A 12,974-nucleotide genomic window follows, 5' to 3' on the forward strand; every position below is an offset into this window, starting at 1 on the left:
ACAAAAATTCAAGGGACAACATCAAAATTAGCATTTGTTTTCAATTCTAAATTTTAACCGGACAACAATGAATTTAAGTATTCGGAAAACAATCACTCAGTTAAATAATTGATAATTATAACATAGGCATTAACACTACTTACTATTCTTTTTTGAAAATAGAATGGGTAACAAATATAGTCCCAAACAAATCAAACTCCCCCATAAATTAGCTCCTAAAAGAACAGCATATTTACCACTTCCGATCGCTAGATTATTTGGGAATAAATCAAAAGCGAACAAGGTTCCGATTACAATTCCGCCAAGGACAGAAAGAAAGAATGAAAGCTTTGAAGCTTTAACTTTCCACAAAATAAAAACTGGTGCGAGCCCTATTACCATGGTTCCAGATATGGTGGTTGCTGATAAAATCTCTGGGCCTAAAAAGATGGGAATAGTTCCCAGAATAGTTAAACCAATCATGGCCAAACGCCCTTTACTTAAACTGATATTGATGGTTTTTCCAAAGTTCAAATCCACTGCAATTAGCTTCGAAAAAGAGGCAAAAGCAGAATCCAACGTTGAAGAAGCGGAAGTAATCATGATGAAATTCATCAACAGCATCATTCCGACTCCAAAGGTTTTACTCACTTCAACGGCTGCTTGTCCTTCGAGTCCATTTTCTTGCGCATAGATCCCAATCCATGAAAATAAAATGATGCAAATCCCACCAATAAATGTGGCGGCAATAAAACTTTTCAAAGCCACTTTAGGAGTGGCAATAAACGCACGATCCGTCATCACAGGATCGTGAAAAGGATAACTAAATACTTGCAGCAAAGCCACCATTAACAAATCGACTCCGCCTGCTAACGTCCATTCGCCTGTACCAACTGTTTCGGTAACGGTAGCTTCAGAACTCGGCAACAAAATGCCTAAAATCACAAATAATAACAATCCGAAAAGAATCATTTGAACCATGTCTGTAATCAGCGAACTTCGCAACCCTCCTTTTAGTGCGTATGCCAATGTCAATAAGGTAAAAACGATAATCGCTGCGAAATAAACCGTAGTTCCTTTGTCGCCAAAATAAGTTCCGATCACCATGGTATTCGACCATACTTCGTTGAACATCCTAAAGGCAATGAGTAATGAAAATAAACGAATCGCATTGCTCCCAAATCGACTGCGTAGAAACTGATGGATGCTTTCAAACCCGCCATTTACTCGCATGAAATAGATGACAAATCCTGCCACCAAAAAAGACAAATAATAGGTGGCATAAGCGACTCCGCCGACCATTCCAAACTCCAACCCTAAATTGGCAGCATTGGTAATGGACTTGGCAAAAATCCAAGAAATGACCAAACTAGAAGTCAATAACCAAAAGCCAGGCAGTTTTCCATTGGCCGAAGAAGCACGAAAAAAGATTTCCTTGCTCTTCGCCAATGGAGAAATAAAGAATAGGATCAAGCCAAATAAAATGACCAAGATCCATTGATAAATTAAGAGATCACTCATTCAATAAATTGAATTATTTAAAATACTGTTTTTATTTTTTTTGGGAAGTAACGGCCTTGAAAAATCTTCAAGAATTTCGAATTTAAGCCTTAGAGAGTTTGACTAGCTCCGAAGAATTGAGGAGATCCGTTAAACTTCTTAGGCTTAAAGAGTAATTTGAAGGAGAGGTTTCAAAGCCTTGAATTTTTGGTTCATTTTGTTTCAAGACAAAAGAACATTAAAAATCTTTATTTCCCCGTTAAAACACCTATTTCAAGGGACTACTTCCATATCAACATTCATTTTAATTACATGCATTATTAATTGGCGTCCCACCATGTTTTTACGTTGACACTATTTCCGTTGGTTGAAGCTGCCGCAGTATTATAATTAGCGCTATTCAGGGTTTGTTCCCCTCCAGGATATGGCATTCGTACTGGAATCAAATCACTGTTCAAACTAGCTGCAACCGTTTTTAATTTCGGAAAACCTGTTCTTCTAAATTCTATCCAGTTTTCATAGCCATTGATGGTATTGGCGATCCACTTTTGAGTGATGATTTGCTCCAATGGATCAGCTCCGAAAGCTCCGAAAGAAGCCGAATCAGTCGTCAAATACGAAGCAGGTAAAGCGGTATTCCAATATTCAAAAGCTTGACGAACTCCAGTTTCGTAAAGTGCTTGCGCATTCCCACCAATTAATCCCTTTTGAGCAGCTTCTGCCAATAAAAAAGAGGTTTCCCAAGCCGTCATAAAGTTGGCATCCAACACTCCTGTATTTTCTCTAAAAATAGTTCCTGGCAATGAATAATCCGCCACTGAAATTGTGTTCGAAATATCTGGTCCATTCAAAATCCCAACATAAGGAGTTGTTCCAGTAGTATCACCAGAGCGTGGCCTAAATAGCACTTCAATCCGTGGATCGTTAAATCCTTTTAAAATTTCTTCGCTCGTCAACGACATCACATATTGATTGAAATCTCCTGACCGCAAAGTGGCCATTCTAAAGTTATTCGGTGGTCCTGAAGTAAAATCATAGGTCGCATTTTCTACATTAAATTGAATGTAATTTCCTGCAGTAAAAATGGATTGTAATTCTGTACTCACACTCACTCGATCTGATATTCGCATCAAGAATTTTATCTTTAAAGAATTGGCAAACTTCGTCCAAGAAGCTAAATCCCCGCTAAATAAAATATCTCCCTCTAAACGAGCTGCTCCAGAATAGTTGTCTATGGCTGCAATCCCTTGATCCAGCAAATCCAAAATTCCACCATCGGCAGTATAAATGGCTTCTTGGCTGTCGTATTTCGGAGTCGTATTTCCTGACTTTCCATTCAGTGCCTCAAAAAATGGAACATCCCCGTAAATATCTGTCAAAGCAGCGCCCATATATGCTTTCAATATCAATGCTGGTCCTTCATATACTTTAAATGCACTGCTTTCTGAAGATTTTTGTAAGATGATTTGGTTGTCACGCAGATTCGTGTACAACACTGGCCAAGGATTTCCTCCCAATTGAGGGGAGCTTAAATTGTGTCGATCGAATAAATTGAAATCGATCATGGATAAATTCTGCCCCAATAAATTCCCTGCGACAAACCCTTCATAGCTCATTTCTTCGCCATAATTATAGATAACTTGACGCAGCAATAAACTGGGTTGCGCATCAATAGGCGCATTGGGATTGGTATTGATATCTTCAAAATCTTTGGTGCAAGCAGATAGCATCAAAATACTAAACGCTGCCACTATATAGTTTATCTTTTTCATATTTTTCGCTTAAAAATTAAATCCTAGTTTCACGCCAATACTTCTTGAAGTTGCATAAGACATGTCTTCTACTCCACTTAAAAATTGATTTCCTTGCACAGCCAGCTGCTCTGGATCAAAGTGTGGAATTTCACTGAAGGCATATAAATTCCTTCCAAACAATGCAATTCTTAAGTTTCTACCCTCTTGCAACAAGCCTGTATTGCCTTTGGCGTCAAAAGTATAACCAATCGTCACTTCTCGAATTTTCAAATAAGAAGCATCGTAGGTATTGTTCTCTTCGTGATTCCGGTCGTAGTATTGGATGTAATAATTTTCAGCAGAAATGGCTGTGGTATTTTTCTCATAAACAGGATTCGCATCCGTGCCTACATTTACGACTCCATCCACTACAATTCCGTCCACTGGTCTGTCTTCCGTTTCTTTCAACTGACCAGCAACACCGGCCAATGCTAATGTTCTAGAAACAATGATTCCACCTTGACGCCAATCTAACAAAATACTCGCGTCCCAGTTTTTGTACTTGAATTGATTGCTAATCCCTAAAATGAAATCAGGGTTCGAATTGCCTAACTTTTTCAATGTATTGTCGACAATGAAATTTCCTTTGTCATCCACAATAAAGTCTCCTTCTGCCGTCTTTTTATAGCCTGTTCCGTAGATGTCTCCAATTCTTCCTCCTTCTTCTACTTGAAACCATACTCGCTGATTGACATTATCATACACACTAGAATAACCTAATGTCAATCGGCCATCATCTTGTGGCAAAGATTCCACCGTAGAGACATTTTTACTGAAGTTGAAATTGGTTCTCCATTCAAAATTTTCTTTTTTTATGTTCGTCAACCCCAACATAATCTCCACTCCTTTTGAGCGAACTTCTCCCCCATTCACCACTTCTTGGTTGTAACCTGAAGTAATGGAAACTGGCAATGAAATAATTTGATTTTCGGTCAATGCATTGTAATACGTCGCATCCAATCGAACTCTATTGTTAAAAAAACTCACATCAGCTCCTACTTCATAAGAAGTCGTTTGCTCTGGCTTCAAATTGGAATTTGCGATGGTTAATTGGTCACTTAAAGTAGGCAAACCGCCATAGGTCACTTGAGGTAAAAACGTCCCTTCTGTTTGATAAGGATCAGTATCGTTACCCACTTGTGCCACATTTGCTCTTACCTTTAAGAAAGAAATCTCTTTGGGCAAATCTATAAAGTTAGAAACAACAAAACTTGCAGCCACTGAAGGATAGAAAAAAGAAGTATTCGCTGTAGAATTGACAGTTGCCAATGCGCTCGACCAATCGTTTCTTGCAGTTACATCTAAATACAAATAGTCTTTATACCCAAACTTGGCCACACCATAGACACTATTGATTCTTTTGGTATTGTCGGCTTGAAACACTTGAATAGGTGCAGCTGCGTTGGTTAAGCTATAAATTCCTGGCTGAGCCAATTTGGTTGTTTGAGTTTGTGTAGTCGTTGCTTGCTGATCCATTCGATTGGCTCCTACCGAAAAGTCCGTTGAAATGTTATTGAACTTTCGTTGATAGTTCACCAAAACATCTGAATTCATTTCTCTAAAACCCACTTGATGTTCTGCATACGCTCCTTGTAAAAAGCGATTGGTACTGTATGCTCTTTTAAACTTTCTCAGTTCAGCTGAATAATCCAATCCTGATCGAACGGCTACACTTAAATATTCATCCACTTGATACGTGGCACTCAAGTTTCCAAACAGTCGATTTCGATTAAAAGAATTGGTGTTTTCTTTCAGAATAAAGTAGGGATTATCGAAATAAGTATAGTTGAAAGAATACTGTTGCACATCTTCCAAACCTGGTTGCCAATAATCTTTCAGCGCATCTATGTTTAATGATCGTGGGCCCCACGCAACTAATGAATAATTGACATTTTCAGAACCATATCCATTAGAAGGGCGGTTGTCACTCGATGAATTCACATAATTAATTGAAGTATTCACTTTCAAGCGATCGGTCACATTTAAACCCATTCTTGCAGCCAACGTTTTCCGATCTAAATTCACTCCAGGAATGATTGATTTACTTCTTAAATCAGTATACGACAAACGCATATTCCCTTTATCAAAGGACTTTGAAATAGCCAAATTATTAATAGATGTATAACCTGTTTCGTAAAAATCCTTCAAATTATTGGGATAGGATTTCATTTCGGTTGGCGTAATTGGCGCACCACCATGAACGGCTACATCTCCACCTCTGACTACAGAGCCATCAGCCAAATAAACCGGACTGTCAAATTGCGCAGCCAAATTTCCTTCATCTAATCGAGGGCCATAACCGTAGGAAATATTATCATTGATTCCGCCACCTAATCCATCTACATACTCAAATTGCCCTTGACGACCTTGACCGTATGTGTTTTGAAATTCGGGCAACTTAAAAGCACTTTCAATACTTGTTGAAGAGTTAAAGCTTACGCCAAATCCATCAGATTTTGACCCATCTTTAGTGGTAATTAAAATCACTCCATTTGCAGCTCGAGTTCCATACAATGCAGCTGCGCTTGGGCCTTTCAAAACCGTTACCGATTCCACATCATCAGGATTTACTTCCATGGCTCCATTTCCGAAATCAATTTCTTGAAATCCTGCTGCAGCATCTGTGGTGTATGGAATCACTGTGTTGTTATTGATTGGTGTGCCATCAACTACAAACAAGGGATTATTATTAGTAAATGAAGCTTCTCCACGGATGGTAATTTTAGAAGTTGATCCAACACCTGTTGCACCCTGACTAACTGTAACTCCTGCCACTTTCGCCGCTAAATTATCGACGAAGTTGGGCGATTTCACCTCCGATACTTCTTTACTGTCTATGGTCTGAATGGCATAACCCAAGTTTTTCTTTTCACTTTGGATTCCCAATGCAGTAATGACCACTTCATTCAATTCATTTGCATCGGAAACAATACTCACCTTAATGGGCTCAATTTGCGTGGATGCCTGAACACTAATTTCTTGAGTCGCATACCCAATAAAAGAAATCACTAATGTATTTCGATCTTGATTGGAAGTAATGGAAAAAGCACCGTTTGCATCAGTAGAAACTCCATTTGTCGTTCCCTTTATAATCACCGATGCTCCTGGTAGCGGCTCATTTGATTTATTGTCAACTACCTTTCCATTAATGGTAAAGGATTGATTTTGTGAAAATCCAGTAACAAAACAAAATAATGCCACTAGAAAAAAAGTAATTTTTTTCATGTATAGTTTAGTAATAATGAATAATAAATTGGTTTGAAAACCTTGTTATATTACATCATTACAGGAGGTCCTCTCAATGAAAATTGAAAATGAGGGATAGTAAAAAGGATACACTTTTTAAGTTCCAATAATTGAAATTGGAATGATGCCACGATTGAGCGGGCAAAATCTAGAAAAGTTATGTGAGAGTGAAAAGCATTTCTAAATTCTTCAGGAGTATCCATATCTCCTTTTGGAGACAATAGCAAACAACTCTTATCATACTCTTTTGCGAAATTTTCGAAGGAATTCAATAAGGAGGATTTCTGCCAATCCAAGTTTAGAAATTGTGGCTTACTAAACGTGTCTTTATGTATACCGATTAAATAAGTCCCACCATCCAATGCTGGGCCTAATGCCAACTGGTTTTTGGAAACCCTTTTAGCTGCACATAAAATATCCTTAACAGTTAAAGTCGGGCAATCGTTTCCAATGGCTACAACAGCATCAAACCCTTTTTCGAATATGGATTGATAAGCATCAAATAATTCTTCACCAAATACTTTTTGTCCCTCTGAACGAAATTCAAAAACTGGAAATTTAGATTGATGTGCGATAGAAAGCGCTTGTTTTCTCAATCCTTGAAGAACCTGACTGACAGCCTTTAGCCCCATTCTTGGAGCCATTAACCTAAGGGTCGCCGATTGCTTCTTTGAATGATCAAAGAATAAAATCGCTGTTTTATTGTCCAAGGTTAATTTTTCCACAAAGTTTAATTCGCTGCCAATGTACGTAAGTTTTTGATTTTTGGATTGTCAGTAAAAAGACCTTTTTTGAGTCCCTAACACTAAATTAACCTTTCTTGTTTTTGTTAATCTAAACATAAACTAATTGGAACATCAGCAGAACACTTGCACATGACCTTTGAAACAAGAAAGAATCTCCCTAAACCAAAAAAGAAAAAAATGAAAAAGAAATTGACAAGTGTATTGAAAATAGCCTTTCTCCTTGGAGGAATTGGACTATTCAACACTTCGATGGCACAAAGAAATCAAATGCTATCGACAAGAATTACTGCTGATTCAGATGATGCAGAAGAACAAGGAACAAATGGATCCAATCCAGGTGTCATGGATTTAACAAGTTCTGACATAGAATTAGTAGAAGATGGAAATGATGGCAATCAGTTTGTTGGGTTGCGATTTTCTTCATTAAACCTTCCAAAGAATGCCATCATTGATTCAGCATTTATCCAATTTACTGTGGATGAATTAGACAATGGTGCTACATCAGTTTTAATTAAAGCTGAAGACGTAGATAGTTCTTCTACTTTCAGTGCTACGCCTTTTAACATTTCCTCTAGGTCAAATTCGACAGCAAGTGTAAATTGGAGTAATCTTCCTGCATGGGGAACTGCTCAAATTGCAACATTAGACCAAAGAACGCCAGACGTTTCAACGTTAGTATCAACCATTGTAAATAGAAGTGGGTGGAACCAAGGAAACCCTATTACTTTTTTAATTACAGGAACCGGAGTTAGAACTGCTGAAGCCTACAATTCAAATGGAGCTGAAGCTGCAGAACTGATCATTTATTACTCGGTGCCTTCTCAAGTTACTTTCTCCATCAATTCATCAAATGATGATGCAGAACAAAGCTTAATTTCAGGAGCGATGGATATTTCTAGTTCAGATATTGAAATCACCACAGAAAATGATGACCAAGCAATTGGACTTCGTTTTACAGGCATTAATATTCCACAAGGATCAACGATTTTAAAAGCGTACCTGCAATTTCAAGTGGATGAAGTGACTACAACAGGAAATGTTGATGTGGCGATATTAGTAGAAGATGCAGCAAATCCATCTGCTTACGCTAACTCAATCAACAATATAGCTGGAAGATTATTCAGCACTGTCGATACTGTTATTTGGAGCAACCTTGCAGGATGGGGAACTATTGGAACAAATGGTTTAGACCAAAGAACACCTGACCTTTCTGTGTTAGTGCAGGACAGAGTGAATCAAACTTCATGGGCAGCCGGAAATGCGATTGCTTTTGGGATGGTACAGCCAGCGGTTATTTCTATTCCAGGTTTCACAGGAAATACTGGAAAAAGAACAGCTGAATCCTTTGATGGAACTTCAGCACCACAATTGATTGTTGAGTATTTAGAGCCAAATAGATTCATAAATGGGAACTTCCCAATCGCTAAGTTCTCTTCTTGGAAATACAATGATTCAGGATTGGACTTGGGAACTGCATGGACAGCAAACAGTTTCAATGACACTTCTTGGGCATTTGGTGATGCCATTTTAGGTTATTCAAATCCGAACACAACTACTGTGGACTTTGGTAATAATGCAAACGATAAACACATCACAACGTATTTACGTCACACTTTTAACGGAGCAAATGCGGTACAATATGACTCATTGATCTTTGACGTATTGAGAGATGACGGTGTAGTCGTTTTCATTAATGGAATTGAAGCTTTCCGTTCGAACATGCCATCCGGTTTAATTGGATTTGATACCACCGCATCTTCAACTGTTGGTGGAGCAGATGAAACTACTTATTACAGATATACCGTAGATAATAACTTATTACCAGGATTAAATACAATTGCGGTAGAATTGCACCAAGCCGATGGGACTAGTTCAGACTTAAGTTTCGACATGGAAGTGACAGGAAAATTACCTCCTTTAGCGACTTCAATCTACCCAATAGTAAGCGGAGACAATTGGAACTATTTAGATAATGGCGCTGACTTGACCAATACCAACTGGAAGGCACTAAACTACAACGACACCAACTGGGCTTATGGTCCATCAGCATTGGGATATAATAACTCAAACACAAACACTGTTGTTTCTTATGGACCTGATGTGAATGACAAATTCATCACTACTTATTTCAGAAAAAGATTCAACATTGCAAACATCCAAACAATTGCAGACTCATTAATTTTGAGTTTAAGACGTGATGATGGTGCTGTTGTATATGTAAATGGGACAGAAATTGTTCGTTCCAACATGCCTACAGGAGCCATTAATTTCAGAACGGAATCTTCTACTATAGTAAGTGGAGCTGACGAAGATCTTTTCTACTCCACCACCGTTCATAAAAGCATCTTTAATACAGGTGATAACATCATTGCGGTAGAGTTACACCAAAGAGATTCTAGTAGTTCAGATTTAACTTTTGATTTTGAAATACTTGAAAAAGTAAATGCAAGAAAGTCTTGTTTAGGACCTAATGATACACACATCTCTTGTTACACTTCTTTATTCCCTTCAGGTCAAGGGCCTGATTTATTCATTCCTTCCACTCATGCTTTCCAAGTATTGATTGAGCAAGGTGATGCGTATACCAATCAATCTGTAAGAACTACTGCTCCTGGAAACAATGACTTTACAGGATTTATACCTCGATCAGGAAGCAGTGTTGATGGGTTTGTGGCAATTAATCATGAAAACTCTCCAGGTGGTGTTTCTATTTTAGATGTAAGATACATCGACTCTTCTCGAACTTGGGTGGTTGATTCATCTCAAGCAGTTGATTTTTATAACAATGATTTAGTGACAACTACTCGAAACTGTTCAGGTGGTTTAACTCCATGGGGAACTATCATTACTTCTGAAGAATCGACCAACGCAGGTGATGCAAATGTTGATGGATACGAAGACGTGGGCTGGCAAGTAGAAATTGATCCAATCACTAGAAAAGTGAAAGAATACGGAACTCCAGGTAAGCAAGAAAAACTATGGGCAATGGGTAGAATGAGTCATGAAAATGTGGCTGTTGCTAACGATAGCATCACTGCTTATGAAGGTGAAGATTCAGGCTCCGGTTGTTTATACAAATTTGTGGCAAACACTCCTGGTGATTTATCTGCAGGAACACTTTACGCTTTGCAATTGACAGGTGGCTTATCTAATGGAGAACCAAATTCTTCAGTAGGAAAGTGGATTCAAATCCCAAACACAACAATCGCTGATAGAAATGCAACTAGAACGTTGGCTTTAAGTCTTGGCGCTACTCCATTTAATGGAATTGAAGATGCTGAAATAGGAACAGTAGATGGAAAAGTTTACTTTACTTCTAAAGGATATTCAAGAGTTTACCGTTTTAGTGACGATACAGATTCAACGATTTCTGCTTTTGAAACATTCGTTGGAGGGCCAAATAGCTATTTAATCAATTATGGAAACGGAATTACAGCAGAAAACTGGGGTTCAGGAAATGACAATTTATGTTTCGATAACCTAGGAAACCTATATGTATTGCAAGATGGTGGAAGAAACCACATTTGGATGGTAACTCCTAACCACACTCAAGCAACACCTAAAGTTGATTTATTTGCAAAACTTCCTTCAGGTTCAGAGCCATGTGGAATGACTTTTACTCCTGACAATAAATTTATGTTTGTATCTATTCAACACCCAAGTGGTGGCAACAGCAGCACTTTCCAAGTAGATGCCAATGGCGATACAGTAAGAATGAACTTGAGTGCGACTCTTGTAATTGCACGTAAAGAATTCTTAGGAAACTATGCGCCTACGATGGTTGCGAACAACTTTACTTTCCCAACAGCAGCTTGTGATTCAATCGATCTAAGCTTTACAAAAGGTAACGGAAATGGTAGATTGGTTGTGGCAAAAGAAGCGGCTAAAGTAGATGCTTCGCCAATGGATGGATTTACTTACTCTGCTGACAATACATTAGGAAATGGTTCAGTTTTAGGAACCAATAACTATGTTATTTATGATGGAATTGATTCTGCAATCACCATTAAAGGATTGAAGCAAAACACCATGTATCATGTATCCGTATTTGAGTACAATGAAAATCCAAACAAATTTTACAATACATCTATTCCTGCTTTCGATAGTTCAACGACAGCAGCAGTAAACACTGGGGCGATAGCCGGAAACTTCAATTCTTCTGTAAATGCAGTTGAAACGTATATGGTTCCTAACACATCAGGTTCTACTTACTATTGGGAAGTCACCAATGGAACAATTACTTCAGGAGCAAACACAAATAGTGTGTCAGTAACTTGGGGAGCAACTATCGGTTCAGGAACTTTAAAAGTAGTTGAAACAAATGCTTCTTCTTGTCTAGGAGACACTGTTAGTCAAGCTGTAGTTATTGGTACAGTTGGATTACAAGCGTTTGATTTAAGCAATTCAATGACCATTGCTCCTAACCCTTCAAACGGTAGAACAACATTGAATTTGATTGGATCGAATGATGCATTTGATGTGGAAGTTCTAGACTTAGTTGGAAAACAAGTCATTCAAGACTTTAATCAAACTGGAACTTATGAGATTGATCTTTCTTCTGAAAGAAAAGGAACTTATTTGATTCGAGTGAGAAGCCAAAATAAAGTAGGCACAAAGCTATTTATTAAAAACTAAACAACTCCTTTAAAAATAGGAAACCGAGCAAGGTGGGGAAACTCACCTTGCTTTTGTAGTAAACAATATTGATAAAAAATGAAACAGATAATTACCACAGCAACAATTGCAGTTCTCTCTTTTAATCTGGTGGCTCAAGACAAGGATGAGCCACATTACATCCGTGACAAAGCCGGTACGCACATTTACTTTTCAGTAGAAGAAGCTGAAAAAACGACCGAAACAGTCGAAGTTTTAAATTTGAGAAACAAAGAATTGTCGGAAGTTCCTGAGGGCATCAATCAGTTCCAAGAATTGAAATTTTTGAATTTGATGAAAAATCAATTGACCGTTTTACCCGATGCCATTTTTGAATGTACTGATTTGACAGAATTAATACTGCGTCAGAATAAAATTAAAGTATTGCCTGCAGCTATCGGAAACCTCAACGACCTAGAAGTACTGAATGCTTCAAAAAATCAATTCACCACTCTACCCAATGAAATTGGCAATTTAAAAAAGGTTCAAATCATCCATTTGGTAGAAAACGAATTGACTGCCTTACCTGAAAGCATTGGAAACTTGAGGCGATTAAAAACGCTAGAACTTGAGAAAAATAAATTAGTTACCCTTCCTAGCTCTATCAAACGGATGAAACGGTTGGATTTATTAAACGTCGCGAACAATCAGGTAACTGATTTCTCAGAAGAAATGTGCCGACTAAAACGATTGGAGGATTTGAACTTAGACAACAACAAAATCCAAACGATTCCTTCGGATATCAAAAAACTAAAATCAATTCAATCGCTTTCACTGACGAACAATCAAATCAAAGAGCTTCCTGAAAATATATGCCAATTGAAAAACTTGAATTTATTGAATTTAGGCAACAATCAATTGACTACTCTGCCGGAAAATATCAACCAATTGAGCAACCTAAAAACATTAATCTTAGTTGGAAATCAGTTCTCTTTAGAAGAACAAACAAGAATTAGAAAAGCATTACCGAATACCGACATTCGGTTCTAGTCCCTCCGTCGCATCATCTGTATCTTAAACTACAGAAACAATACTCTCCTTTATGGATGGTGCGACT

Annotated in this window: 6 protein-coding genes; 2 read left to right on the forward strand and 4 right to left on the reverse strand. The window is 37.9% G+C overall.

Going from position 1 to position 12,974, the window contains the following annotated elements:
• Positions 1-135: 135 nt before the first annotated feature.
• The 4 genes from ACTB0X_RS14320 to ACTB0X_RS14335 all read right to left on the reverse strand — a co-directional run bounded on the left by ACTB0X_RS14320 (position 136) and on the right by ACTB0X_RS14335 (position 7,243).
• On the reverse strand, positions 136-1,500 hold the full coding sequence (locus tag ACTB0X_RS14320; RefSeq protein ID WP_463025734.1) for a sodium:solute symporter: 1,365 nt from the start codon (positions 1,498-1,500) through the stop codon (positions 136-138).
• 299 nt (positions 1,501-1,799) lie between these two features.
• Positions 1,800-3,251, reverse strand: coding sequence for a SusD/RagB family nutrient-binding outer membrane lipoprotein (locus tag ACTB0X_RS14325; RefSeq protein WP_463025735.1), 1,452 nt, complete (start codon positions 3,249-3,251; stop codon positions 1,800-1,802).
• Between the two features lie 9 nt (positions 3,252-3,260).
• A complete protein-coding gene (locus ACTB0X_RS14330; protein WP_463025736.1) occupies positions 3,261-6,497 on the reverse strand; it encodes a SusC/RagA family TonB-linked outer membrane protein in 3,237 nt (1,078 codons plus the stop codon).
• A 50-nt stretch (positions 6,498-6,547) separates the two neighbouring features.
• Complete coding sequence (locus tag ACTB0X_RS14335; RefSeq protein ID WP_463025737.1) at positions 6,548-7,243, reverse strand: DUF2064 domain-containing protein; 696 nt, start codon at positions 7,241-7,243, stop codon at positions 6,548-6,550.
• A 198-nt stretch (positions 7,244-7,441) separates the two neighbouring features.
• On the opposite strand from ACTB0X_RS14335, the gene ACTB0X_RS14340 reads away from it, so the two are divergent.
• Both ACTB0X_RS14340 and ACTB0X_RS14345 read left to right on the forward strand, forming a co-directional pair.
• Complete coding sequence (locus tag ACTB0X_RS14340; RefSeq protein WP_463025738.1) at positions 7,442-11,899, forward strand: alkaline phosphatase PhoX; 4,458 nt, start codon at positions 7,442-7,444, stop codon at positions 11,897-11,899.
• 78 nt (positions 11,900-11,977) lie between these two features.
• Complete coding sequence (locus tag ACTB0X_RS14345) at positions 11,978-12,907, forward strand: leucine-rich repeat domain-containing protein (RefSeq protein WP_463025739.1); 930 nt, start codon at positions 11,978-11,980, stop codon at positions 12,905-12,907.
• Positions 12,908-12,974 lie beyond the last annotated feature (67 nt).

This window comes from Acidiluteibacter sp. (genome assembly GCF_055129545.1).

Bases quoted from the DNA above. Each gene is read 5' to 3' on its own strand.
- ACTB0X_RS14320 (WP_463025734.1), bottom strand. From the start codon at position 1,500: ATGAGTGATCTCTTAATTTATCAATGGATCTTGGTCATTTTATTTGGC.
- ACTB0X_RS14325 (WP_463025735.1), bottom strand. From the start codon at position 3,251: ATGAAAAAGATAAACTATATAGTGGCAGCGTTTAGTATTTTGATGCTA.
- ACTB0X_RS14330 (WP_463025736.1), bottom strand. From the start codon at position 6,497: ATGAAAAAAATTACTTTTTTTCTAGTGGCATTATTTTGTTTTGTTACT.
- ACTB0X_RS14340 (WP_463025738.1), top strand. From the start codon at position 7,442: ATGAAAAAGAAATTGACAAGTGTATTGAAAATAGCCTTTCTCCTTGGA.
- ACTB0X_RS14345 (WP_463025739.1), top strand. From the start codon at position 11,978: ATGAAACAGATAATTACCACAGCAACAATTGCAGTTCTCTCTTTTAAT.